The sequence below is a fragment of the Streptomyces sp. NPDC048504 genome (genome assembly GCF_043200035.1).
Lineage (GTDB): Bacteria > Actinomycetota > Actinomycetes > Streptomycetales > Streptomycetaceae > Streptomyces.
In genome coordinates this window covers 320915-344421 of record NZ_JBICXA010000001.1, presented here as the reverse complement: position 1 = coordinate 344421, position 23507 = coordinate 320915, and the positions used below count along the sequence as shown (strand labels likewise).

The window sequence follows — 23507 nt, the reverse complement described above, 5'->3', positions numbered from 1 at the left end:
GACCGAAGGAGCTCCGCATGCCCCCGGACTGCCCCGACCTCTGGCAGCAACACAACATCACCTTCGCTGGCCGTGAGAGTGCCCAGCGAGCCATCGCCGAACGCTTCGCCGCCGTGCTGCTTGCGGCTGAAGCGGACGGCCATCTCACCGGCTGGTGGTTCATGAACAAGCAGCCCTGGCCGCTGCGATACGTCGCCGATGAGCCCTCGCCCATTGTCGAAGCGCTGCTGAGTGATCTCGTTGACGACGGCACGGTCGTGTCGTGGCTGCCCTGCGTCTACGAGCCCGAGACCGACGCCTTCGGCGGGCCCAAGGCCATGGATGTCGCCCACGACCTGTTCCACCAAGACAGTCGCCATCTGCTCACCTACCAGCCCAGCCCGGAGCACTTGGGGCGTCGGGAAACCGCCGTGCTGCTGGCCAGCGCGATGATGCGGGCGGCCGGCCTGGACTGGTTCGAGCAGGGTGACGTGTGGGCGAAGGTCGCCGCTCTCCGACCAGCTGCCGCGCCTCCGCCCATCGGGCGGGTCGCCGAACTGGTGCCCGCGATGCGGAAGTTGATGACCGCCGAAGCCCACGGACTGTGCCGCCCCAACGGCCCACTCGCAGGGCACGACGACTGGGTCTCCGCCTTCGAGAGGGCGGGCGCCGCACTCGCTTCCCCCGCCGCGAACGCCGGGCTCACCCGCGGCCTGCGAGCCGTCATCGCCCACCACGTGATCTTCCACGCCAACCGCGCCGGTCTCCTCCGGAACGACCAGAGCACACTGTCCAACATCGCACGAGAGGTAGTCATGGGAACGAGTGACAACACCGCGTCCACCGACGCGGCAAACGCCGGCGTCGATAGCGTCAGCGCAGTGAACACCGACACGATCACCACCCCCGCGGCGGACGCCGAGCGCCTCCGCAACGCCCTGGTCGACCAGCTCCGCGCGGAAGGCCACGCGCGCACGAGCGCCGTCGAGACTGCGTTGCGGACCGTACCCCGCCACGTGTTCGTGCCCGAAGCGTCACTCGAAGACGCCTACGCCAACGCACCGGTGCACATCAAGTACGACACCGACGGCACATCGATCTCCTGCGCCTCCCAACCGAGCGTCGTCGCCCTCATGCTGGACCAACTCGATGTCCAGCCCGGCCAGCGCGTCCTCGAACTCGGCGCCGGCACCGGCTACAACGCCGGACTGCTCGCCCACCTGGTCGGCGAGAGCGGACACGTGACCACCCTCGACGTCGACGACGACCTCGTGGACGGCGCCCGCGCGCACCTCGCCGCCGCCGGGATCACCAACGTCGAGGCCCTAACCCGCGACGGAGCACTCGGCTACGCCGAGGGAGCACCGTACGACCGGATCATCGCGACCGTCGGCGCCCACGGCGTACCGCACGCCTGGCTGCAGCAACTCGCCCCCAGCGGACGGCTCCTCGTCCCCCAGCGACTCAAGGGCACGGTCTCCCGCTCCATCGCCTACGAGCAGCGCGACGGCCGATGGGTCTCCCTCGGCAGCGAGATGAACACCTTCATGCCGCTGAGGAGGGGCATCGCCGACGACGACCGCCGAACCATCCCCCTCAGTATCGACGGCACCGTACGACTCCAGGCTCCCGCCGGGCAGAACATCAACGCCAAAGCTCTCACTGGTGTCTTGGACCAGCCGCGCACCGAGGAATGGACCGGCATGACGGTCCAGGCCATGGAGTCACCGGAGTGGATGGAACTCTTCGTCACCTGCTCCCTCCCCTCCGGCCTGATCCGAATGCTCTTCCCCCAGAGCTCCAAGGGCGCCCTGCTCACCGAGGACCCCTACCCCTCCTCCACCGCCGTCGTCGACAAGGGCGCCATCACCTACCTGGCGCGGCGCCCGTCGAAGGAGAAGACCCCCGAGGGCGGCAAGCTCTGGGAGTTCGGGGTCATCGGCCACGGCCCCGGCAGCGACGAGCTGGCCGCGAAGGTCGCCGACGCCATCCGCACCTGGGACCGCGAATACCGCAGCCGCGAGGCCACGTTCGAGATCCAGCCCCTCGACGCCCCCGCCATCGAGCAGCGCCCCGGGCTCTTCGCTCTCGACACCCCGCTGAACCGCATCGTCGTCGACTGGCAGTGACGCCCTGCACGTAGCGAGAGGTGGCCGCCGGCGTACGACTGGCGGCCACCGTCTCCTCACCATTTCTCATTCACGCCGGAGGAGTCGATGGACACGCACGGACCCATAGCCCAGCGCTTCCCACTCGTCGCCCGATTCCGGCCCGCCTGCCTGCCTCTGCCTCTGCGTGTACGCGCCCTCGTCGACCTGGCCGACACCGCAGTGAAGAAGACCGACCAGGGCCTCGCATCGGCCGTCTACAACCAGGCCGCGCTCATCGCCTCCGACCTCGGCCTCCCCGACCTCGCACGCGAGATGTGCCACCAGCACGCCGCCGCCTACCTCGACGCCTGCCCGTTGCCCGGCATGAGTGCAATTCGGGGGCTGGAACCGGTCGTCAACCTCGCCCGCCTCCAGATTCGCGCCGGCCGCGGCGACGACGGACGTCAACGGCTGCTCGACCTGTACGCAGCCGTCAAGGCGGGCGCAGCGGCTCGGTTCGAGGACGTCGCTGTACCGGCGGACCTCACTGCGACCGACGAAGACCGCCAGGAAATCCGGGCGTGGCTGTGGCGCGTGCTCCTCGCCGACGGCACACGCACCCTCACCACCGAGGGACGTTGGGCCGAAGCCCTGACACACATCGAAGCCCACCGTGGCGTGGGCAAGCGAATGCTCGATGGGCGCCAAGTCGCCGTACTGACCGCCCTCGTTGAGGGTGACACGGCACGAGCAGCTGCTCTCCTCGCCGCCACGCTGCCCGGCGATCCATGGGAGCAAGCCGTCACCACAAGCCTGTCCGTCCTGTGCCGCCGAGACGCCGGGCAACCGTTCGACGGTCACCTGGCGAGCCTGGTGACCACCTACTCCGAGCGGAAGAGTGAACTCGGGGTGACCGTCTTCGACACCCGGCTCGGACTTACCGTCCTCGACGCGATCGGTTCCGCCGAGGCACCCGCCGCTCACCGCATCGTCGACTACCTGCACCGGAGGGCGACGGACGGTGAAGACGGTTACGCCGCCCGCGAGAACCTGGCGCACCCTCTGTTCATCGCGATCGCCACGGAACGGCAAGTGCAGGACTGCCGCGCGCTGGTGAAGGCGTGCGCCCTCGGAGCGGGGACCATCCCGGAGGAGCTGCAACGGGAACTGACGTCGGCTCTCCGTGCGAGTGACAGTGTGATCCGGGCAAGCCTCCGACGCCCCTTCGAGACAGGACAACAAGGGACTCCGGCAGGGACAGCCTGATGGGCGCACACGCCTGGAAGGTGAGAGTGACCCGCCCATCCAGGCGACGTCCTCGCGCCTCGGCCCGCGCGACCGGTGCGCGGATCGTCCAGGAGGGCCGGACCGGCGTCTACTTCGGTACTGCTCCCGCGCTCAGCCCGCCCGAAGCTCCCCCACGACCCGCTCGGCCATGGGCCGGGCAGGTCCCAGCCGAGGATCCTCCGGCTGTGCGTACGGCCCCAGGATCTTCGAGCAGACGAACAACGTCATCAACTTGCCGTCCCTGCTCCCGAAGTCGGCCCGCCGCTCATGCCGTACGCGGTCGGCCAGAGCCGGGACGGCGAGCGAACTCGCCCAGAGCGAGGCCGAGTCCAGGCCCAGCGGGGCGTTGCCCCAGTCCTCCCAGTCGAAGAGAGTAAACGTCGGCGCGGAGACATTTGCCCAGTTCAGATCCGCGTGGGCCAGCACCCACCGCTCGACGGTCGTATCGAAGTCGTCGGTGAAGACGCCGTGGATTGACTCGGTGACGAGGGACTGGGTGATGGTGACAGTGTCCGGTGTGGCGACCCGCCCCGTGCGCTGGGCCGCCAACGCGCCCAACGAGGTGTTCAACGCGGTCCACCACTCATCCGGCAGCCCCGGGGCCGTGCTCAACACGGCGGCGCCGACGGGAGGTCCCGGCAGGAGCTCGGTTTCGTCGGCCCGCCACATCACCGGTCGGGCCGGGTCCCGCCAGACCACGCATCCGTGCCATTCGGGCCGGGCGATGCCTTCCGGACGTGCGGCGGATTCCGTGCCGTTCCATCCTTGGTCGGGGATCTTGTCGAGCAGGCGTCGTTCGATCCGTACCCAGGTGTCACGGTCTGTTCGCGCCCCCACGGAACAGCGCTTGCGCACCACCGTGTCCGGCAGCAAGCGCACGTGCAGAGACCGCTCGACGCGATCGAGAACCTCGTCGACCGGCCACACTCGTAGATCGACAGCCTGACCCGGGGAGACCGAGAGCGTCATGCGTGCGACCGTAGCAGCGGACTCGACCAGGGCCGGCCTACGCCGGTCGAGTCCCAACTGCCCATTCCTGGCCGTCAGTTCCTGACCGTCAGGTACAACCACCCACCCCAAGTACTCACGTTGGTCGCGTCCTTCGCCCCCGCCACATACTCGGTCCGTACCCGGAACTTCTGGTTGACCGCGTTCGTGAGGCTCAGGCTGGTCGTCCCGACGCTGCCCGTGGCCAGGGAGAAGCAGCTGGACGTGGTGAGCGTGTGCCAGGCCTTGTTGTAGTACTCCTGGGCCTGGAACCGCAGGCACTGCCCGGACTTGTCCGGCGACACCGTGCCGGTCACCTGCGGCTTCACCGTGTGGTGGTAGACGCGGTAGGTGACCGTGCCGTACTTGATGCTGGTGTAGGAGCCGCCCAGCTTCTCGGCGATCCCCACCTGGTCGTGGACGGCACGGGTGGCCGTCGCCGGGGCGTAGCGGTAGTCGCCGGCGAAGGACGCCGTGAACGTCGTGTTGTGGGTGAGCTTGTAAGTCGCCTTCAGGTTGCCCTTGCTGTCCACGGCCGCCGTCTTCACCAGCGTCTTCTTGCCGCCCGCAGGGGTCGCCCAGATCGACACCGTACGGCTGTTGTACGTCGTGCCGAGGTGGGCGGTGACGGTGGCCGTCGCGCCGTAGGTGTACGTCGACTCGTTGCTGGTGACGGAGACGGCCGTCGCGGCGCGGGACACCTGGACGGTCGAGGACGCGGTGGCCGCCTGGTGGGCGGTGTCGCCCGGGTAGTCGACCTTGTAGGCGTTGGCGCCGCCGATGGACGGGGTGTCCTTGACGGTGATCTTCCCGTCCGTACCCACAGGAACCGTCCAGGTGACGGGAGTTGAGGTGTGGGCCAGGTCCGTGCGGGACACGGTGACCGTCTCGCCGGCGGGGTACGGGGCGTCGCCGAGGGTGCCGCCGAAGGCGAGGGCGGCGGCGCGGGTGGCGGTGGCCGGGGCCTTGAGGGTCAGGGCCGGGGTGTACGGCTTGACGATCGCGGACGGTTCGTCGGCCGACGGCTGGTGTGCCGCGTCGCCCGCGAAGGCGACCCGGTAGGTGAACCACCCTGCGGCGTCCGGGGCGTCGGTGACCGTGAACGCGCCGGTGGCCGGATCGACCGGGACCGACGGGAGCGGGACCGACTCCTGGGTGTCCTCGTTCGTGCGCGTCACCTGGAGGGTGGTGCCCTGAGGGAAGGTGCCGAGGTCCCGCGAGCTGAGGGTGCCGGTGAAGACCACCGAGTGGGGTGTCGCCGAACTGAACTCCTGGAACTCGACGTCGGTCACCAGCCGCGTCACGTACACCTTCAGCGAGGTCGTCGCGGGCCGGTGCGTCGCGTCACCGGCGTACGACACCTGGTAGGTGTCCGTGCCCTCGTCGTCCCGGGTGTCCTTGATCGCGAACGTGCCGTCGGCGCCGAGCGTGACGTCGGGCAACTGGACGCCGTCGCGGGTGACTTGGAGCTTCGCGCCGGCCGGGACGAAGCCGTTGGTGGTGAACGTGCCGTTGAGTGTGAACTCCCTGGTGGGGACCGCGTATCCCGGGATGCTCAGGGCGAGTTGGGAGTCGGTGAGCTTGGGAGAGGCCAGCACGTTCAGGGTGTAGGCGCCCGTGGAGTCCTGGGTGACGCCGTAGAGCGTCGTACCGTCCCCGCCCCACTCCAGGCCGTCGGGGGCCAGCGTCCCGGACGGGAACGGGACGTAGTTCTCACGGAGTTGGGAGCCGGCGTAGAGATACAGGCCGGGCGCCGAGCCCTTGGTGCTGCCGACGGCGATCGTGCCGTCGGTGTCGAGGGTGAGCGAGTTGGGCCCGGACGGGATTCCGCCGACCCAGTACACGTCGGGGTTGGCCGTCGCCATGTCCGCCGTGCGGTAGGCCCGCAGGACGGCGTCGCCGGCCGTGGCGAGCAGCACCTTCTTGCCGTCGCCGGTGACCTGGAACGCGGTCGTCGGACCGCCGGAGACCCCCAGGTGGGCCATGGTGGTCGCCGTGCCGGACGAGACGTCGAAGGTGGCCATGTCTGTGTCGCTCGGGCTCATCTCCTCGGCCGCGAGCACACCGCCGCCCGTCGCGAGCTGCGGCGTGGCAGGCCAGTTGGACATGACCGACTGGGGTGTCGCGACCGGCTCGGCGGCGGCCGGGTCCACGGATCCGACGGCTCCCCGGCCGTCCACCATGGCGCCGTACCAGACCTTCCCGCCCGCCACCGCGACGGAGACGGGCCCACTCCCCGTGCCGGTCGCGTAGCGCGCGGACTCGGTCAGGGTCGCCGTGTCGATCGCGGCGACCGCGTCACCGTCCGCGAGCGCCGCGTACAGCGTGCCGCCGTCCGGGGACAACGCCAGCCCCGTGGCGCCCTGTTCGCCGGTGAGGGTGGTGACGGGGTTGCCCGCCAGGTCCGTCACCACGATGCCGGTCGAACCGGCGCCCTGGCTGAAGAAGAGGTGCTGGTGAGCGGTGTCGACCAGCATGTGCGCGTAGTGGGACAGCGGCAGCGCGGCCGTGCTGTCGGCCCAGGCGGCGGTGCCGGTGAGGCCGACGGTTGCGGTGGTCAGCCCGGCGACGACCGATATCGCCGCCGTGAGCGAGACCTGCTTGAGGCGCATGAAGCTCCTGTGGAAAGTGTGAACAAGCAGGTCGGACCATAACTCCCGGGAGTGACAGCTTGACCAGCAGGAATGCCATCTCCTGGCAAAAAACCTGCTTACGGCACCCTCGCACGGAACCTCGCGAAGAACCCGGCTACGGCACCCTCACACCCGACCTCACTACGACGGCTCGCGCACCGACGGCTCGTGCACCACCCTCAGCTCTCGCAGCACGAGCGCCAGGTCGTCCGGCGCCGCCGCGAGCCTCACCAGCCGCCCCCCGTCGTCGAGTTCGGCGATGTGCCAATCGCTGGGCACGGTGTCGCCGTCGCCGCCCCGCGCCCGTCGTACCGTCCGGACGGTGAGCCGTTCCACCGGGATCCGGCGCGCCGCGAACCGGCCCGGGCCCGGGGTCACCGCGGGCGGGCCGTAGCCGAGGGCGATGTGGGTGCCGAAGCCGTGCGGGTTGTAGTCGGTGCCCTCCAGGAAGCGCGCGGACACGAACACCTCCGCGTCCGACTCGGGGAGTTCCGCGGTCACTTCGGCCGGTTGAGGTGGGCGGACGCGGGTCGCGCGCCAGGCCCAGCCGAAGAGCGCCGCCGTGCCGAGCGTGCCCGCCGCCGCCCACGTGATCGTCGTGGCGGAGGCGAACAAGGTGGTGGGGTGGAGGTAGCAGAGGGGGATCAGCCACAGGGCCGTACCGGCGACGACGAACGCGAACGGCAGGGCGGAGGGCAGGACTTCGTCGTCGGGGAGCCGGCGGTTGCGCAGGCTCACCAGCACCAGGGCGCCGGGGTAGCCCGCGGCGAGGGCGGCGAGGGCCGCGACGACGGCCTGTCCTCCGGCGGACTGGACCTGCCGGTGCCAGATGTAGCGCGAACCGGTGATCGTCCTCACCTCGTGGCGCCAGAAGGTGAGTTGGACCCTGTCACCGGCACTGAACCCGTCGGCGGCCTCGACCGGGACCGCCAGGCGCTCGAACGGCCGGTTGTCGGCGAAGTACACCCAGCTGGTCTTCTTGGGCCGGTTGGGGTCGGTCCGCGCGATCACGGCCGAGGTGCGGGTCAGGCACTCCCCGCGCTGCGCGACCGGTGCCGCGGCCGTGCACGGAACGGCCGCCTCCCAGGCCCGCTGGTCCGCCGCGACGTCCGACACGAACGCCGCCGCCACGCCCGCGCAGATCAGCAGCGCCGCGCACCAGGCGACCGCCGCCACCGGGACGCTCCCGGCGGTGCGGTCCGCGACGACACGGATGCGGGCGGACTCCGGGACGTCGGTTCCGTAGCGCTGGTGCAGTGCGCGCAGGGCCGTCAACTGGTCGTGGAAGTCGGCGAGTTCGGCGGGACGGCCGACCGGCAGGGGCAGGGTCCGGCGGTGTCCGTTCCGCAACAGCACACTCACGCGGCGGAGCTCCCCGCTCCGCGAACCTCTGTGTCTCAGCCGGATCTGCAGGTCGGCGACCTCGTACCAGGGCGCGCTCCAGCGCCGTAGCGGCGTCCGGGACCGCAGGCCGTGGGCGTCGGCGTCCACCCGGGCGGTGACCACGTGGAGCCCGACGACGGCGATGAGCGCGAGCGACCCGCCGAGGGACAGCGCCAGCGGGTCCGGGCCCCGGTACGCCGTCCACGCCCCCGCGGCACCCGCCCCCACAGCCCCGAACGCGACGGAGATCCACAGGGCGCGGCGCGAGCGGGGACGGCAGGTCACCTCAGGGACATCGGTCATGCCGACGACTGTGCCAGCGGACGGACGGCAAGCGCTTGTGCGATCTCCGGCAGAGTTCCTGCGGGCCAGGCTGCCCGCAGGAGGCAAGAAGAGGGCGGGAAGAAGGCGGGAAAAAAGAGGCTAGTGAGATGTTTGAACCGCCGCGGAGCGGTGAGGCGAGCCGAATGCGTGCTTCTTCCACCGCCTCCGCCGAGACCCCCGGCTCCCCTCAGGCCCACGGTTCCACCCTGCCGTCCCCCGCCCCCACAGCGGAGCCCACCGCGTCGGAGCGCACTCCCGGAAAGCAACGCGACCCCTTCTTCGACAACGCCAAATACCTGGCGATCGTGCTGGTGGCGATCGGCCACTCCTGGGAGCCGCTGCGCTCCGGCAGCCGTAGCGTCACCGCGTTATACACGCTCGTGTACGCCGTGCACATGCCGGCGTTCATCGTGATCTCCGGGTACTTCTCGCGGAGCTTCCGGGCGACCCCGCCGCAGATCAGGCGGCTGCTGGGGGGAGTCGTCGTCCCGTACGTCGTGTTCGAGACGGCGTACACGCTCTACACGCGCTGGACGGACCACCAACCCGACCGCGCCATCAGCCTGTTGGACCCGCTGTACCTGACGTGGTTCCTGGCGGCGCTGTTCGTCTGGCGGCTCACGACGCCGATCTGGAAGCACGTACGCCACCCGCTGCCGGTGGCCCTGGTCATCGCGATGCTGGCGACCCTGTCCCCCTCCATCGGCAACGACCTCGATCTGCAACGGGTGTTGCAGTTCCTGCCGTACTTCGTGCTCGGGCTGTGTCTGAAGCCGGAGCACTTCCAGCTCGTACGGCGGCCGGAGGTACGGCAGTTGGCGGTGCCGGTGTTCGTCGTCGCGCTCGCCGTGGCGTACTGGGCGGTCCCGCGCTTCGACTACGCCTGGCTGTTCCACAACGCGAGCGCCGAGCAACTCGGCGCCCACGCCTGGGAAGGGCCGCTGATGACGCTGGCCCTGTTCGCCTGCTCGACACTCCTGGTCGCCTGCTTCCTCGCCTGGGTGCCGCGCCGCCGCACCTGGTTCACCGCCCTGGGCGCGGGCACGCTCTACGGCTATCTGCTGCACGGGTTCGTCGCGCAGGGCGCCAAGTCCTGGGGCTGGTACGACCCTTCGTGGATGCGCGGCCCCCTCGGCGAGGTCACGGTGACCGTGGTCGCCGCCGCCGTCGTGACCGCGCTGTGCACCCCGCCGGTGCGGCGGGTCTTCCGGGGCGTGATGGAACCGGAGCTGCGGTGGGCGTTCCGTCGTGACGCGAGCGAACTCGCCCGCCCCTAGCGATGGTTGTAGTGGATCGGCGGGCCAGTTCGTGAATTCGCGCTGAATCACCGCTGACACTTCACGGTGGGGCGACACCCGTGCGCGAGAGGGCACAACCAAGCCTCCGGGGAGAGGGTCACACGCTGTGGTGGCACCCGAATTCCGCGGGTTCTGTCAACTCCCCTTACGTTTCACGGAGGTTGTGCGATGCCCTCTCGTTCTCCCGGTCGCCTCGTGACCCTCGCCCTCGGTGCCGGCCTGGCCGCTCCGCTGTTCCTCGCCGGGACGGCGGGCGCGGCCACGGCGCCGGCCACCGCCGCGCTCGGCAACGGGGGCAACGAGGTCCTCTACACGGCCGCCGCCGGCCAGACCAACAAGGCGGTCGTCACCGCGTCGACGACCGACCTCTCGACCATCACCTACGTCATCGACGATGTGGTCACCATCAAGCCGGGCACGGGCTGCGCGTACCCCACCGCCTCGGACCACACCAAGGTCTCCTGCACGGTGGCCACCCTGGACAGCCAGGACCCGTACCCCACCCTGCAGTTGACGCTCGGCAACGGCAACGACACCGTCGCCTACCACAACAAGACCGGCCAGACGTACTACTTCGCCTCGGTCGACCTGGGCGCCGGCAACGACAAGGCCACCGACGACGGCAGCGTAGACGGCAACTACATCTCGGGCGGCACCGGCAACGACACCCTCACCCTGGGCAAGTACTCGGTGGGCTGGGGCGACAACGGCAACGACACCATCAAGGCCACCGCGGGCACCATCGCCCAGGGCGGCAACGGCAACGACACCATCTCGACCACCGGCGACGCGGCCGACGGCGGGGCCGGCAACGACGTCATCACCGGCGGCGCGGCCGCCCAGAGCCTGACCGGCGGCGCGGGCAACGACAGGATCCACGGCGGCGCCGGGAACGACTTCATCTACGGCGGCACGGGCAACGACGTCCTCTACGGCGACGCCGGCGCCGACACGATCTACGGCAACTCCGGCAACGACACCCTGTGGGGCGGCACGGGCACGGACGTCCTGTCCGGCGGGCCGGGCCGGAACGTCGTCCACCAGAACTGACGCACGCCGACGCTGGCGGACCGGCTCAGGGCGTGGCGCAGCCGACCACGGCCCGGGCCGGTACGCGGAACGCGTCGCCGTACAACGTGGACACTTCCACGGACGTGACCTGGGCGGCGCCGTTCCGTGTGCGGTAGTGGACGTCGGTCGCGTCGGCGGGGATCGTCGCGCCCCCGGCGGTGATCGCGCCCGGCAGCTTCAGGTCGCTCCCGGCACAGGCCCGCGCGTCGCCGAACGGAGGGAACAGCTCGTCCCGCAGCAGCGAGCGCGAGTCCCCGAACAACGCGCGTACACGACAAGCCGTTAACCCCTTTCCCTGCTGTCACAGCCATGTCATACGCTGCTCCCAGCAGCCGCGCCCCGCGCGTCACCGCGTCTCTCATCCGCGGTCACGTCCGGGTGTTGCGCGGCGCTCTCAACTCCCGGTCCCCGGACCGGTTTTCCTTGTGGGGGGAACAGCACGTGCGGATGCGCAGCATCTCGACCGCGACAGCGCTCGCGGTCCTTCTCGGCTCGGCGGCGCTCAGCGTCGTGGCGACGGGTACGGCCTCGGCGGCGACGGCCAACGTCACCTCGCCCGGCGGCCTGGTCGCGGACGAGGCCCTCAAGCGGGTCTTCGTCGGCGACACCTCGGCCGGAACGGTCGCGGCCACCGACTACGCGGGCAACGTCCTCGCCTCGGTGGGCGGCATCGGCTCGGTCACCGGCCTGACCGTCTCCGACGACGGGGCCACCGTGTACGCGGCGGTGCAGAACACACACGAGATCGTGGCGATCGACGCGGCGACCCTCGACGTCAAGACCCGTTACGCGATACCCACCGACACCGGCCCGCGCCACATCGCCTTCGCCGGCGGCAAGGTGTGGTTCACCTACGGCGACCAGTGGGACGGCGACCTCGGTTCCGTGGACCCGACGGTGGACCCGGCGAGCGGCACCGACCCGGTGACGCTGGCGCAGTTCCCGAACCAGGGCACCTCCGTCGACATCTGGGGCGAGGCCCTGCTGGACACCGACCCGCTGCGGCCCGGCGTACTGGCCATCGGCGAGACCGGCCTCTCCACCGACTCCATGGCCGTGCTCGACGTGTCGAGCGGCACGCCCGCGCTCACCGCCTGGTACCACGGCGACTACACCCTGAACAGCGGCATCGGCGACATCGACCTCGCCGCGGGCGCCGACCGGGTGCTGGTCAACGGCCAGGTCCTGGACGCCTACGCGGACGGCACGTTCACGCAGTCCGGCACCCTCCCGGCGGGCCAGCAGGCCGACATCTCCCGGGTCGGTTTCGTCGCCCAGGTCGACGGCAACAAGGTCACGACGTACCGGCCGAACGCGACGAAGCCCACCCGTACGTACACCGTCGGTTCCTACGGCACGGCCGACCTGACCTGGTCCCCCGACTCCTCCCGCATCTTCGCGCTGGTCGGGACGTCCACCGGCAAGTACAGCCTCAAGGTGCTGACCGACCCGGACAAGAACGTCCCGACCCTCACGGTCAACGCCCCGTCCTCCGCCCCCCGCGCCAAGAAGCTCACCGTCACCGGCAAGCTCTCGGCCACGGTCGCGCTGCCCGCCGGTGCGAAGCTCCAGGTCACGCGCACCGACCTGGAGTCGACGAAGGGCAAGGCGCTGCCCACCGTCACGGTGAAGGCGAACGGCACCTACTCGTTCACGGACACCCCGCCGGCCGGCGGCACCGTCACGTACAAGGTGAGCTACGCGGGCGACGTCGGGCACGCGGCGGTCAGCGCCTCCGACAAGGTCGCCGTGTCCCGCGCGGCCACGACCCTGAGCCTGAACAACAACGGCAAGCTGTACTCGTACGGCGCCGACGTGAAGTTCACCGCGCACCTCGGCAAGACGTACAAGAACCGCACGGTCGCGATCTACTCGGACCCCTTCGGCAGCGACAAGCCGAAGAAGCTGATCAAGACCGGCAAGGTCAACTCCAGCGGCAACATCACGGTGACCGTGGACATGACCCGCGACACCGCCGTCTCCGCGGCCTTCGCCGGTGACGCCCGCTACGCGCCCAAGACGGTGAAGGTCACGGCGTACGCCAAGGTCAAGGTCTCCACCGCGATCACCAAGCACTACAAGACGGCGAAGATCGGCTCGACGTCGTACTACTGGTTCCACAAGAACTCGGCGCCGATCGTCACCACGACGATGACCTACTACAAGAACCGCCAGGAGCGGCTCGACCTGCAGGTCTACTACGACGGCCACTGGTACGACTCCGACTCGGAGTACTTCGCCCTGAACACGAACGGCAAGGTCGCGGTGAACCTCGGCGCACCCGGCGAGTCCGGCATCAAGGCCCGTATCCGGGCCGCGTACATCAACGGTTCGTCCGGCGACAACGTCAACTCGACGACGTACACCGGGTGGAAGTACCTGTACTTCTCCAACTAGTACCCGCTTCCCCAGGAGTTGGGGTTCAACGGGTGCGGGGCAGCCCCGCTCCGAGGACCGTGCGTCCTCGGGGCGGGGCTGTTCGCGTGTCCGCCGGCTACACCGCGTCCAGCCCCGTCATGAGCTGCCCGTACGCCCCCTCCGCGGCCGCGACCGCGTCGTCGTACGCCTCGTCGGCGGTCCGTCCCGACGTGATCGTCCGCCAGTTCTCCTGCCCCAACTCCTGCTGTACGGCGATCAGATGGGCCGCGGCCAGATGTCTGACGATTGGTGGCGCGGCGCCGGAGCCGGACGGCAGGGCGTCCGCGAGCGCGTCGATGTCCTGGCTGGTGTACCGCTGTCTCATGCCGACGCGGAGGCTGGGCGTGCGGTAGATGAGGTCCTGGAAGGACAGGATCTCGGGGTGGTCGTTCAGGCCGGTGATCGGGTCCCGGGCGGCGAGTCCGGCCAGGAAGTGGTCGCGCAGGGCCGCCGTCGGGGTCAGACCGGCCGGGCGCGCCCGCACCACCCGGGCCGCCTCGCCGAGGTGGTCGGCGAAACGGTGCAGGACCAGGTCCTCCTTGGTCGGGAAGTACCGGAACAGCGTGGCCTTGGAGACCTCGGCCGCCGCCGCGACCTCGACGACGGACACCTCGTCGAAGCCCTGCGCGCGGAAGAGACGCAGGGCTTCCTGAGCGATGAGGTTCCGCGTGCGTTCCTTCTTGCGCTCGCGCAGACCGGCGGGTTCGTCCATGCGGGCCAGTTTACACAGAGATGAGGCTCGGGATTGAATGAGACCGAGAATCTTCTGAGACCGGGTTGCATTTTCTCGCCGGCCGGTGTTCCATGGACGCACGACGACGAGAGGACCCTCATGACCGACGAAGGCGTGCGGGACGAAGGTGTGCTGATCGTGGGCGCCGGACCGACCGGCCTCACGCTCGCCATCGAGCTGGCCCGGCGCGGTGCGGGGGTGCGGATCGTGGACGCGGCACCGGTTCCGCACCGGGAGTCCCGGGGCAAGGGCCTGCAGCCGCGCACCCTGGAGGTCCTGGAGGACGTCGGCATCGCCGAGCGCGCCCTCGCCGTCGGGACGACACGACTGCCGTTCCGCAAGTACTTCGACGGCGCGCATGTGAACGACACCGACCCCTTCGCGGACGCCCGCCCCACCCCCGACGCGCCGTACGAGCGAGGGGTCCTCATAGGGCAGTGGCAGGTGGAGAAACTCCTGCGCGAGCGGCTCGCGGAGTTCGGCGTCGGCGTCGAAGGCGGCACGGAGGTCACCGGGTTCGAGCAGGACGAGAGCGGTGTCACGGCCGTCCTCGCCGACGGCGGGCGGATCAGGGCGGGCTATCTCGTCGGCTGCGACGGCGGGCGCAGCCGGGTGCGCAAGGCGATGGGGGTGCGCTTCGACGGTACGACGGACGAGACCCAGTCGATGGTCGTCGGTGACGTCGAGGCCGAGGGGATCAGCCGGGACGTCTGGCATCAGTGGTTCGCGTCGGACGGGCGCGGAGTGATGCTCTGCCCGATGCCCGGCACGAACTCCTTCCAGTTCCAGGCCGGCCCCGAACTCGACGCGAGCGGCGACCCGTTGCCACCGTCACTGGAGAGCTTCCAGCGGATCTTCGACCGGTACGCACAGGTGCCCGGCATCACGCTGACCGACCCGACCTGGCTCTCCCTCTGGCGGGTCAACGTCCGCATGGCCGACCGGATGCGCGTCGGCCGGGTCCTCCTGGCCGGGGACGCCGCCCACATCCACCCGATCGCCGGCGGCCTCGGCATGAACACCGGCATCCAGGACGCCTACAACCTGGGCTGGAAACTCGCCCTCGCGACCGCCGGGCAGGCGGGCCCCGGCCTCCTGGACACCTACGAGGAGGAGCGCCTCCCGGTGGCCGCCTGGACCCTGGGCATCAGCACCGACCTGTACGCCCGGGTGCGCGAAGCGGTCAAGGAACCCGGTACCGGCGTCGAGGCCGCCGCCCCGCCCCCGATGGGCACCGGCTACCGCTGGAGCTCCCTCGCCACCCCCGCCACCACCGGCGACCCCGCCGTCCTGCGCCCCGGCGACCGCGCCCCCGACGCCCCGTGTCTGGACGCTTCCGGCCACCCGGTCCGGCTCTTCCAGGTGTACGCGGACCCGCGCTTCACCCTGCTCGGCTTCGGCGCCGAAGTCGCGGACGCGGTCGGCAAGTTGGCGGTCGGGCACGGCGACCTGCTCCAGGCGTTCACGGTGGACGGCGGCGGTGATCTGCGGGACCACGAGGGTCACGCCCGTCGCGCGTACGGCGTCACCGGCCCGGCGCTCGTCCTGGTCCGCCCCGACAATCACGTGGCGCTGCTGACCCGGGACCCGGCAGAAGTGGCGAAGTATCTGACTCGAATGACCACATTCCCACCGAAAGAGTGATACTCGAAGTATGAGCACGGCAACGTATGAACTGCTGGCCGCGTCGCACAACACTCTCGACGTGGGCGCCGCCTTTCTGGGTGGCCTGGTGATCGCAGGCGCGCTGGTCTGGGCCATCCATTTCGGCATGAAGGTCCGGGACCAGGAACTTCCACGGCCGCTCCCCGAGGAGCAGCCCCACCTCCCCGCAGGCGGCGCCGTCCACGAGATGCGCGAGATGCGGGAGCCCGACGAGATGCCCGTCGCCTCGGAGGAGAAGGAGCGGCTGATGCCGTACCAGCTCCATCACTCCGGAACCAGAACGGGTAAGGACCAGAGCCGGCTGCGCTGGCTGCCCGGGAGGAGCGGTTCCTTCGGCGGGGGCGGCATAGGCCACGTGTGACCTGACCCAGGGTTCACCGAGCGGGTTCGCCCTGGGATCGGCTCACACCTCCGCCGCGGGCAGCGTCACCTCGAACCGGCAGCCGCCCGACACGTTCCGTACGGCGGCCCGCCCCTGGTGCGCCTCGACGATCCCGCGCACGATCGCGAGGCCCAGCCCGGCCCCTGCGGGCGGGGTCCGGGCGTGCGTGCCACGCCAGCCGGTGTCGAAGACGCGCGGCAGATCGTCCTCGGGAATCCCGCCGCACCCGTCCGTCACGGACAGCACGACCCCGTCGGCGGACCGCTCGGCGGCAATGGCCACGGTGCCGTCGGCGGGCGTCCGCCGGATCGCGTTGACCAGCAGATTCCCCAGCACCCGGCTCATCTCCTTGCCGTCGACCTCGACGGGCACGGGTTCGATCCGGTCGCCGACCAGCCGTACGCCGTGCTCGCGCGCGAGCGGGTCCGCGCCGGCGAGGGCGTCGCCGATGAGGTCGTAGAGGGACATGCGGGAGCGGGTGAGGGCGAGCGATCCGGCGTGGATGCGGGAGAGCTCGAAGAGGTCGCCGACCATGTCGTTGAGGCGTTCCACCTCGGTGCGGATCTGGCGGAGGTAGCGGCCGGGATCGGCGGCTACCCCGTCCTCCAGGGCCTCGGACATCGCGCGGAGACCGGCCAGCGGGGTGCGCAGGTCGTGCGAGATCCAGGCGACGAGTTCGCGCCGCGAGGACTCCAACGCCCGCTCGCGGTCGCGGGATTCGGCGAGCTTGGCGCTGGTGGCGGCCAACTCGCGGCTGACGTCGGCGAGTTCGGCGGTGGCGGGGCGTGCGGGGGCGGAGTAGTCGCCGCCGTCGCCGAAGTCGCGGGCGGCGAGGGCGAGTTCACGGCTGCGGGCGACGACCCAGCGGCCGAGCAGCAGGGCGGTGAGCAGGGAGACGACGGCGGCCATCGCGACCACGGTCGTGACCACGGACAGATCGTGCCGGGACAGGAACATCGCCTGCGCCACGGCGAGCGTCCCGGCGAGCATCGCGGTCACGGCGACCGCGGCGACGACGGACACGGACGCGGTGAGCGACCGCCGCCGCAGCAACCACAGGGCACCGGCACCGAGTACCCCGGCGGCAGCGGCTCCGAGAAAGGCGAAAAGCAGGATGAGCAGGGCGTCACTCATGACCGGTCAGTCCCCCTCGGTGCCGGTGGGATCGAAGCGGTACCCGATCCCCCACACCGTCTGGATGTACTGCGGTCGCCCCGGATCGTCCTCGACCTTCCCGCGCAACCGCCGCACGTGCACGGTGACGGTCGACAGATCACCGAAGTCCCACCCCCACACCTCGCGCATCAGGTCCTCCCGCCCGTACACCCGCCCCGGGTGCCGCAGGAAGAAGGCGAGGAGATCGAACTCCCGGTGGGTGAGGGCGAGTTCGGCACCGTCCTTGGTGGCGCGGCGGGCGGCGGGATCCACGCCCAGTCCCCCGGCGCTCAGCGGTACGGCGGACCCGACGGGCGACCGGGACCTCCGCAGCACGGACTCCACCCGCAGCACGAGTTCCCGAGGGCTGAACGGCTTGGTGACGTAGTCGTCGGCCCCGACCTCCAGCCCCAGGATCCGGTCGTCCTCGTCCCCCCGAGCGGTCAGCATGATCACCGGCACGGGTCCCCGCCCCCGCATCCGCCGGCAGACCTCCAGCCCGTCCATCCCGGGCAGCATCAGGTCGAGCACGACAAGGTCGGGCCAGTGCGCGTCGGCCCTGGCCAGCGCCTCCGGCCCGTCCGCGGCCCGCTCCACGACATACCCGGCCCGGTCGAGATACCCGGAGACGACTTCGGCGACGGTCGGATCGTCATCGACGACCAGCACCCGGGCACCGACCGCCCCCTCGGCCTTCCCGACCTTCTCGTACGACTGCTGCATGGGGCCAGCCTCGCACTCCACGCCCGCCGATGGTGCCCCGCACCGGCTCCGGGGGACAGGACGTCCGCGTTTCGTAAGATCCCCGCGGTGTGCCGGGGGGCGGCCGGCTCACGTCACGGATCGGCCCGGTCCGAGACCGGGAACAGACAGAACTCGTTCCCCTCGGGGTCGGCCAGCAGGTGGTGGTCCTCGTAGCGGGCGAGGACGCCGGCACCAAGGCCCACCAGCCGACCGGTCTCGGCCTCCAGGTCCGTTGCCAGCAGGTCCAGGTGGAGCCGGTTCTTCGCCGACTTGGGCTCCGGTACGAGCTGGCACCAGATCCGCGGGCCGCCCGCCTCCGGTTCGATCAGTACCGTCGGATCGTCGTCCGGGCCCGCCACACCCAGCGCGTGCAGGCGGGCCAACTCGGCCTCGCCGTAAGGAGCTACGGCGTACCCGTCCAGCGCCGCCGCCCAGAAGCGGGCCGTGGCGGCGGGACGGGCGCAGTCGATGACGATGTCGCGGAGTCGGGCCATCGGTGCATCATGCACACCGATGGCGACCGTTGTCCGACCCTTGCCCTTCTCTACCGGCTCGCCCCGGCGGGCGCGGGGTTGTACACCGCCAGTGCCCAGATCACGAACACGTCCACCGCGATCATGATCACCGACCAGACCGGGGCGTACGGGAGGAACATGAACTGGAGGATGGCGCTGAGGCTGGCGAGGACGATGCCGCAGACCCGGGCCCAGCTCATGCCCTGGAGGATGCCCCAGCCGGTGATCGCGCCCACCGCGCCGAGGCAGATCAGGATGACGCCCCAGCCGGTGAGGCTGATGCTGTAGATGTAGTCGCCGACGCGGGTGTAGACGTCGTCCTTGGCCAGCGCGGAGATGCCCTGGAGGATGGCGATGACCCCGTTCATCAGCATCAGGACGCCGGCGAAGACCGCGCCGCCCATCGCGAGGCCGCCACCGGACGGGGGCGCGTCGTGGCGCCGGGTCCCGGGGGCCTGGCCGGAGTCGTTCCAGGCCGGGGGCCGCTCCTGGCCGCCGGCGGACGGCGACTGCGGCTGCTGCGTCGAGTGCGGCTGCTGGGTCATGGCCGTACCCCACCTCTCTGTGGTGTGTGGTGCTTCGACCATCCGGCCGCCACACCGCCTCCACCAGGGGAGTTACGCCATACGGGTGACACCCGACGCGGCACCCGGTTCGGGCCCCGGCCCCGGTTCCGCCGCCAGGAACTCCACCACCGCCAGCGCGAACAGCACCGCAAGCCCCAGCCCCACCACCACCCACCCCGTCGGATACGACCACAGCAGATACGCCAGCAGCGCCCCGCCCACCGGCACCCAGCTGATCCACGCCCGGTACCGGCGCACGAAGGGCCCCACCGGCCCGGTCCGCAGCCCCGCCCCGTCGGCCACCGCCCGCACCGCCCCGATCCCGGACGTCCACAGCCGTCGTACGAGACCGGCCCGGCGGCCAGGACCCGTCAGCCAGGCGCCCAGCGCGACCACCACGCCCAGCGCCACGACCATCCGTACGGTCGTGTGCAGGAAACGGGTCAGCGCGTCGTACACCGCGCCGGCCGCGCCCGGGGACACTCCCGCCGGGAGCGCGTCCAGGTAGACGGCGCGGAAGATCCGTAGCGCGATGCCGAGCAGGGCCGTCGTGGCGGCCATGCCCAGCGCGCCCGTCACCAGCGCGCGCCGTCGCCGTCGCGCCAGCAGGACGCCCGCGGCGACCAGCAGCACCGCGACCAACGGCAGCCAGGTACCGGCGAGTTGGAGCAGCCGGAAGTACGTCCTGTACTTGCCCAGGTCGTCGCTCTTGAGCAGCGTGACCGACGTGTGGATCTCGGGGATCTTCCCGGCGACCGTCATCCCCTCGTCGACCAGCCGCTGTTTCACCTGGTCCACCACCGGGCCCACGTCGAGCGTCACCGCGCCGTCGTCGAGCCGTACCGCACCGCCCCCACTGCCGGTCAGGGCTTTGTCCACAGTGCTGTGGACACGGCGGTTGGCGTCCTTCCAGATCCGGGCGAAGGCGTCCGAGGCGGCCACAGCCTGCGCCTTGTCGTGCACGAAGGCACGGACCGAGTCCTCCAGGGAGCCCCCCAGTGCCCCCAACGCCTTTTCCAGCAACGGGCGTTGGTCGGGGGCCGCACCGGACAGCAGCGCGGTGAGGTCGAGGCGGTCCATCACGGCCGACGTCACCCGGTTCGCGACGGCGTTCTGGATGTCCGGGTCGTTGGCGAGCGGCGCCACCGTCTTCACATAACGGTCCGTGTCCCCCACCGTGTCCGCCGTCCACGCGGCCACGACGCCAAGTGGCGCGAGGACACACCCGACGATCACCAGCACCACGGCGACCAGCGAACGCACCCGGTGCCGCGGCCGCCGCTCCGCCTCCAGTTCGGCCACCCGCGCCCGCAGCCGGTCGAGTTCCGTCACCCGTGCCTCCTCCGCGCGTGTGACTGCCAGCGCACCCCTGATGGCCCGGGGCCGCGAGCAGTGCGGTGCCGTTCGGGTGACGCCGGCATGCGGCCGTACGGCATCGGCCCTTCACTGGAGGGACTGCCTGGGGGACGACCCGACGCTCATGGAGGCGACATGACCTGGAACAGGCGCGGTGCGGTGCGGGTGGCGGCGGCTGTCACCCTGGGCCTAACCGGTCTGGCCGGGTTGACCGGTTGTTCTGACGACAGCACACCCGCCTCCGTCGCCAGCAAGGCCGCGTCCGCCGTCTCGTCCATCGGCGCACAGGCCACCGGCGCGATCGCGTCGGCCACCGCCGAGGCCGGCCGCAGGCTCGACAACGTGAAGAACGGCGTCGACGCGAAGGACGCCGTCCGACTCGCCACCCCCGCCACCGACTCGGCCGGCCGCAGCACCGTCGAGGTCACCGTCGACAACACCGACGGCTCGGCCAAGTCCTTCGCCGTACAAGTGGAGTTCAAGGACGACGCCGGCAACCTGCTCGACACCGTCGTCGTTACCGTCTCCCACGTCCCGGCCCACAAGTCCGCTACGGCGACCGCCCGCAGCAACCGCGAACTGTCGGGCGGGGTGAAGGCGGACGTCGGCAGGGCGCTGCGGTACTGAGTCCCCAACTACCGCTGGGCCTTCGCGAACTCCCGTAGGAACGGTACTCAGGCCATCCAGAAGAAGACGGCGGTCATCCGCTTCTCCTCCAGCGTGCTGCCGTGGTAACCGGTCGCGCTGTGCACGAGGTTGGCGTGGTAGAGCAGCAGGCTGTTGTACTTGTGCGGCACGCGCACGTCCTCCTCGAAGGCGTCCGGCGCCACGAACCGCGTACCCAGCGCCTCGACGAGGTTGTTGTGCGGGGCCTGCACGACGTTGCCGCCGAGGCGTCCGCCGGGCAGGTGCTGCCGGTAGAAACTGGTCCCGCAGTCCTTCGGCACGGAGGGGTTGAGATACAGCACGGCGGCGTACCGGCACAGGGCGCGGGAATCGGTGTGCGGCCGGGGTTCGCTCTCGCCCTCTCCCACGACCTGGATGCAGTTGTGGTTGAGCGTCCCGCCGCCGGGCGCCTTCTCCACCCACAGTTCCTTGACCCCGATCGCCTGCTTCACCAGCCGCTCGATCCGCCCCAGTTCGGCCGGCTCAAGCCCCGGCATGGCGCGCAGCCCCGGCCAGGTCTCCGACGTGTACGGATACCCCTTGACCCAGTCGTCCTTCGCGAGACACCGCTCCCGTACGGCATCCACGTCCGGGAGCACGTCGTTCAGCACCCAGTAGTCGCGGCCCTTGGTGGGCTTGCGGTACGGGAGGACGGGGAGGGGCGCCTGCTGGCGGGCCCGCTGCTGGGGGTGTGGGGGGAGTGGCATAGGGCCGAACGTATAGCGGGGGTTCACCAACGCTGCGCCATGCACCGGTCAACATTCCGTCAACGAAGGGTAGTTGACGGTCAAGGTCACGGGGTGGCGTCCGCTGAACCTTCTGCACCGTCTGTTCCTTCGGCAAACAGATCCTCGGAGACCGTGACCGTCAGGGCCCGGTCGAACCAGAGGGTCAGAGTGTCGAGATCGGCACAGGACGTGATGCGCTCCCGCGTGCCCTCGGAGACCAGGACTCCGCGCTTCTCGAGCAGCCGCAGGATCAGCGCGGCCTCGCCCGCAGCTTTACCCTCAGCTTTGCCCTCGGCCTGACCTTCGAGATAGGCCCTCTCCATGAGGTGGCCCCGGCCGGGGAAGTAGTTGACGAAACCCATGATGCTCCTCCATTTGTCTCCGGCGGGGGTCTCCCCGAGGGTGACGTCCAGGAATTGGTAGATGTAGTCGGAGGCGTCTGCGTCCATGCCCGTCAGGGCGTGGTCCAGTGCGTCCAGTATGGCGTCGCAGTCGCGGTTGTTGGCGTGTGTCAGGGCTGAGAACGCGGCCAGCGCGGGATTTCTGGCGGCGGTCCTCGCGTCCGTGATCATCGGGAGGTTGTCCGGTCCGACGACGAGGGGCCACGTTCGCTGGACGGTCCAGCCGCACGTACCGCAGTCGAACGGACCGGCCGCCCACTTGGCCGTGGCCCGGTCGCGGCAGAGCACGAGCAGCAGGACCGGCAGCTTGTACTTCGACTGCAGGTAGGCGACGTAGTACGGCCAGCTCGCCTCCTTCCTCTCATCCCGCCGTTCCTGTGACTCGACGGCGAGCAGGAAGTCCTCCCCGTCCGAAGGACACACCCGCAGCGCGGTGTCGATGTGCCGTGCGATCGGCCGGGTCTCCGTCACGTCGGAGGTGATCGCGTAGACCGCCGCCTTCTCGGGTAACGCGATGCCCAGCACGCCGAAGACGGGCGTGAGGATCTCGGGCCGCTCCTGGAAGATGCGGTGCATGCCCTCGTGAGCTGATGTGACCATGTGCGCAACCTAGGTGGATCAAGGACCGGGTTGTCCGGCCGATTCGGGGACGTTCACTCTTTCGAGGGGCGAAGGAACGTTCAGGCCGCGCCGCCCAGTTCGCACCAGACGCACTTGCCCCGGTGACCGTTCCTGGACAGGGGCTGCCAGCCCCACTGGTTCGCGCAGGCCTTGACCAAGGCAAGCCCGCGTCCCTCCTCCAGATCGGTGATCGCGGTCAACTCACGTGGAGGCTGCGGGGGTTCGGGGTTCGCGTCCCAGGCGCCGATACGGAGGACGCTGGGCGCCCAGGAGACTCGTAGCGCGGCGGGCCCCTCCGTGTGGCGAACGGCGTTGCCCACCAGCTCCGTTGCGAGGAGTTCGGCGGTGTCGACCAGGCCGATCAGTCCGTGCATCGTCAGGATCAGGCGGAGGGTGCGGCGGCAGACGGTGACTGAGCGGGGGTCGTGGGGGATGGTGAGGGTGTATTCCCAGGGGGCGGCTTGTTCGTCGGTTTCGGGCATGGGTGACTCCTGGTAGGGAGGGG

At 70.4% G+C, this 23507-nt stretch carries 21 protein-coding genes; 8 read left to right on the top strand and 13 right to left on the bottom strand.

The genetic code is table 11. The annotated features are described in order from the left end of the window. Positions 1-17 precede the first annotated feature (17 nt). Both fxlM and ACGFY9_RS01570 read left to right on the top strand, forming a co-directional pair. Positions 18-2108, top strand: a complete 2091-nt coding sequence (gene fxlM / locus ACGFY9_RS01575; protein WP_393750841.1) for a methyltransferase, FxLD system — start codon at positions 18-20, stop codon at positions 2106-2108. 87 nt (positions 2109-2195) lie between these two features. Next, positions 2196-3335: a hypothetical protein gene (locus ACGFY9_RS01570; RefSeq protein ID WP_393750839.1), complete on the top strand. Its 1140-nt coding sequence runs from the start codon at positions 2196-2198 to the stop codon at positions 3333-3335. Positions 3336-3467: 132 nt separating this feature from the next. Here the strand turns inward: ACGFY9_RS01570 and ACGFY9_RS01565 are convergent, their stop codons facing one another. From ACGFY9_RS01565 to ACGFY9_RS01555, 3 genes are all read right to left on the bottom strand, one after another. Continuing rightward, entirely contained in the window at positions 3468-4325 is an 858-nt protein-coding gene (locus ACGFY9_RS01565; RefSeq protein ID WP_393750837.1) for a hypothetical protein, read from the bottom strand. Between the two features lie 74 nt (positions 4326-4399). Further along, positions 4400-6955 (bottom strand): hypothetical protein, encoded by a 2556-nt coding sequence (locus ACGFY9_RS01560; RefSeq protein ID WP_393750835.1) that lies wholly within the window; start codon positions 6953-6955, stop codon positions 4400-4402. A gap of 162 nt (positions 6956-7117) precedes the next feature. Continuing rightward, positions 7118-8662, bottom strand: a complete 1545-nt coding sequence (locus ACGFY9_RS01555; RefSeq protein WP_393750834.1) for a PH domain-containing protein — start codon at positions 8660-8662, stop codon at positions 7118-7120. Between the two features lie 164 nt (positions 8663-8826). Here ACGFY9_RS01555 and ACGFY9_RS01550 point away from each other — a divergent pair, with 164 nt between their 5' ends. Together ACGFY9_RS01550 and ACGFY9_RS01545 are read left to right on the top strand one after the other, a co-directional pair. Continuing rightward, on the top strand, positions 8827-9960 hold the full coding sequence (locus ACGFY9_RS01550; RefSeq protein WP_393750832.1) for an acyltransferase family protein: 1134 nt from the start codon (positions 8827-8829) through the stop codon (positions 9958-9960). A gap of 189 nt (positions 9961-10149) precedes the next feature. Continuing rightward, complete coding sequence (locus ACGFY9_RS01545; RefSeq protein ID WP_393750830.1) at positions 10150-11031, top strand: calcium-binding protein; 882 nt, start codon at positions 10150-10152, stop codon at positions 11029-11031. A 25-nt stretch (positions 11032-11056) separates the two neighbouring features. On the opposite strand, the gene ACGFY9_RS01540 is transcribed toward ACGFY9_RS01545, so the two are convergent. Further along, positions 11057-11314 carry a hypothetical protein gene (locus tag ACGFY9_RS01540; RefSeq protein WP_393750828.1) on the bottom strand — a complete coding sequence of 86 codons (258 nt, stop codon included), beginning with the start codon at positions 11312-11314 and terminating at the stop codon, positions 11057-11059. A 185-nt stretch (positions 11315-11499) separates the two neighbouring features. On the opposite strand from ACGFY9_RS01540, the gene ACGFY9_RS01535 reads away from it, so the two are divergent. Next, a complete protein-coding gene (locus ACGFY9_RS01535; RefSeq protein ID WP_393750826.1) occupies positions 11500-13449 on the top strand; it encodes a YncE family protein in 1950 nt (649 codons plus the stop codon). Positions 13450-13546: 97 nt separating this feature from the next. On the opposite strand, the gene ACGFY9_RS01530 is transcribed toward ACGFY9_RS01535, so the two are convergent. Further along, entirely contained in the window at positions 13547-14182 is a 636-nt protein-coding gene (locus tag ACGFY9_RS01530; RefSeq protein WP_393750825.1) for a TetR/AcrR family transcriptional regulator, read from the bottom strand. A 120-nt stretch (positions 14183-14302) separates the two neighbouring features. Here ACGFY9_RS01530 and ACGFY9_RS01525 point away from each other — a divergent pair, with 120 nt between their 5' ends. Next, positions 14303-15847 (top strand): FAD-dependent monooxygenase, encoded by a 1545-nt coding sequence (locus ACGFY9_RS01525; protein ID WP_393750823.1) that lies wholly within the window; start codon positions 14303-14305, stop codon positions 15845-15847. A 10-nt stretch (positions 15848-15857) separates the two neighbouring features. Continuing rightward, positions 15858-16229, top strand: a complete 372-nt coding sequence (locus ACGFY9_RS01520; protein ID WP_393750821.1) for a DUF6479 family protein — start codon at positions 15858-15860, stop codon at positions 16227-16229. Between the two features lie 42 nt (positions 16230-16271). On the opposite strand, the gene ACGFY9_RS01515 is transcribed toward ACGFY9_RS01520, so the two are convergent. The 5 genes from ACGFY9_RS01515 to ACGFY9_RS01495 all read right to left on the bottom strand — a co-directional run bounded on the left by ACGFY9_RS01515 (position 16272) and on the right by ACGFY9_RS01495 (position 20562). After that, on the bottom strand, positions 16272-17384 hold the full coding sequence (locus ACGFY9_RS01515; protein WP_393750819.1) for a sensor histidine kinase: 1113 nt from the start codon (positions 17382-17384) through the stop codon (positions 16272-16274). 6 nt (positions 17385-17390) lie between these two features. Continuing rightward, on the bottom strand, positions 17391-18128 hold the full coding sequence (locus ACGFY9_RS01510; protein ID WP_393750817.1) for a response regulator transcription factor: 738 nt from the start codon (positions 18126-18128) through the stop codon (positions 17391-17393). Between the two features lie 113 nt (positions 18129-18241). Then, positions 18242-18643, bottom strand: coding sequence for a VOC family protein (locus tag ACGFY9_RS01505; protein WP_393750815.1), 402 nt, complete (start codon positions 18641-18643; stop codon positions 18242-18244). A 50-nt stretch (positions 18644-18693) separates the two neighbouring features. Then, positions 18694-19209 carry a hypothetical protein gene (locus ACGFY9_RS01500; protein WP_393750813.1) on the bottom strand — a complete coding sequence of 172 codons (516 nt, stop codon included), beginning with the start codon at positions 19207-19209 and terminating at the stop codon, positions 18694-18696. Positions 19210-19281: 72 nt separating this feature from the next. Then, complete coding sequence (locus ACGFY9_RS01495) at positions 19282-20562, bottom strand: hypothetical protein (RefSeq protein WP_393750811.1); 1281 nt, start codon at positions 20560-20562, stop codon at positions 19282-19284. 159 nt (positions 20563-20721) lie between these two features. Between ACGFY9_RS01495 and ACGFY9_RS01490 the strand changes: the two genes are divergently transcribed. Beyond that, a complete protein-coding gene (locus ACGFY9_RS01490) occupies positions 20722-21213 on the top strand; it encodes a hypothetical protein (RefSeq protein ID WP_393750809.1) in 492 nt (163 codons plus the stop codon). Between the two features lie 47 nt (positions 21214-21260). On the opposite strand, the gene ACGFY9_RS01485 is transcribed toward ACGFY9_RS01490, so the two are convergent. The 3 genes from ACGFY9_RS01485 to ACGFY9_RS01475 all read right to left on the bottom strand — a co-directional run bounded on the left by ACGFY9_RS01485 (position 21261) and on the right by ACGFY9_RS01475 (position 23484). Beyond that, entirely contained in the window at positions 21261-21959 is a 699-nt protein-coding gene (locus ACGFY9_RS01485) for a DUF6445 family protein (RefSeq protein ID WP_393750807.1), read from the bottom strand. 86 nt (positions 21960-22045) lie between these two features. After that, positions 22046-22981, bottom strand: a complete 936-nt coding sequence (locus ACGFY9_RS01480) for a hypothetical protein (protein ID WP_393750805.1) — start codon at positions 22979-22981, stop codon at positions 22046-22048. 80 nt (positions 22982-23061) lie between these two features. Then, positions 23062-23484, bottom strand: a complete 423-nt coding sequence (locus ACGFY9_RS01475; protein ID WP_393750803.1) for an ATP-binding protein — start codon at positions 23482-23484, stop codon at positions 23062-23064. Positions 23485-23507 lie beyond the last annotated feature (23 nt).

Bases quoted from the DNA above. Each gene is read 5' to 3' on its own strand.
- ACGFY9_RS01480 (WP_393750805.1), bottom strand. From the start codon at position 22,981: ATGGTCACATCAGCTCACGAGGGCATGCACCGCATCTTCCAGGAGCGG.
- ACGFY9_RS01525 (WP_393750823.1), top strand. From the start codon at position 14,303: ATGACCGACGAAGGCGTGCGGGACGAAGGTGTGCTGATCGTGGGCGCC.
- ACGFY9_RS01510 (WP_393750817.1), bottom strand. From the start codon at position 18,128: ATGCAGCAGTCGTACGAGAAGGTCGGGAAGGCCGAGGGGGCGGTCGGT.
- ACGFY9_RS01555 (WP_393750834.1), bottom strand. From the start codon at position 8,662: ATGACCGATGTCCCTGAGGTGACCTGCCGTCCCCGCTCGCGCCGCGCC.
- ACGFY9_RS01485 (WP_393750807.1), bottom strand. From the start codon at position 21,959: ATGCCACTCCCCCCACACCCCCAGCAGCGGGCCCGCCAGCAGGCGCCC.
- ACGFY9_RS01490 (WP_393750809.1), top strand. From the start codon at position 20,722: ATGACCTGGAACAGGCGCGGTGCGGTGCGGGTGGCGGCGGCTGTCACC.
- ACGFY9_RS01535 (WP_393750826.1), top strand. From the start codon at position 11,500: ATGCGCAGCATCTCGACCGCGACAGCGCTCGCGGTCCTTCTCGGCTCG.
- ACGFY9_RS01550 (WP_393750832.1), top strand. From the start codon at position 8,827: ATGCGTGCTTCTTCCACCGCCTCCGCCGAGACCCCCGGCTCCCCTCAG.
- ACGFY9_RS01505 (WP_393750815.1), bottom strand. From the start codon at position 18,643: ATGGCCCGACTCCGCGACATCGTCATCGACTGCGCCCGTCCCGCCGCC.
- ACGFY9_RS01515 (WP_393750819.1), bottom strand. From the start codon at position 17,384: ATGAGTGACGCCCTGCTCATCCTGCTTTTCGCCTTTCTCGGAGCCGCT.
- ACGFY9_RS01570 (WP_393750839.1), top strand. From the start codon at position 2,196: ATGGACACGCACGGACCCATAGCCCAGCGCTTCCCACTCGTCGCCCGA.
- ACGFY9_RS01500 (WP_393750813.1), bottom strand. From the start codon at position 19,209: ATGACCCAGCAGCCGCACTCGACGCAGCAGCCGCAGTCGCCGTCCGCC.
- ACGFY9_RS01565 (WP_393750837.1), bottom strand. From the start codon at position 4,325: ATGACGCTCTCGGTCTCCCCGGGTCAGGCTGTCGATCTACGAGTGTGG.
- ACGFY9_RS01560 (WP_393750835.1), bottom strand. From the start codon at position 6,955: ATGCGCCTCAAGCAGGTCTCGCTCACGGCGGCGATATCGGTCGTCGCC.
- ACGFY9_RS01475 (WP_393750803.1), bottom strand. From the start codon at position 23,484: ATGCCCGAAACCGACGAACAAGCCGCCCCCTGGGAATACACCCTCACC.
- ACGFY9_RS01545 (WP_393750830.1), top strand. From the start codon at position 10,150: ATGCCCTCTCGTTCTCCCGGTCGCCTCGTGACCCTCGCCCTCGGTGCC.
- fxlM (WP_393750841.1), top strand. From the start codon at position 18: ATGCCCCCGGACTGCCCCGACCTCTGGCAGCAACACAACATCACCTTC.
- ACGFY9_RS01520 (WP_393750821.1), top strand. From the start codon at position 15,858: ATGAGCACGGCAACGTATGAACTGCTGGCCGCGTCGCACAACACTCTC.
- ACGFY9_RS01530 (WP_393750825.1), bottom strand. From the start codon at position 14,182: ATGGACGAACCCGCCGGTCTGCGCGAGCGCAAGAAGGAACGCACGCGG.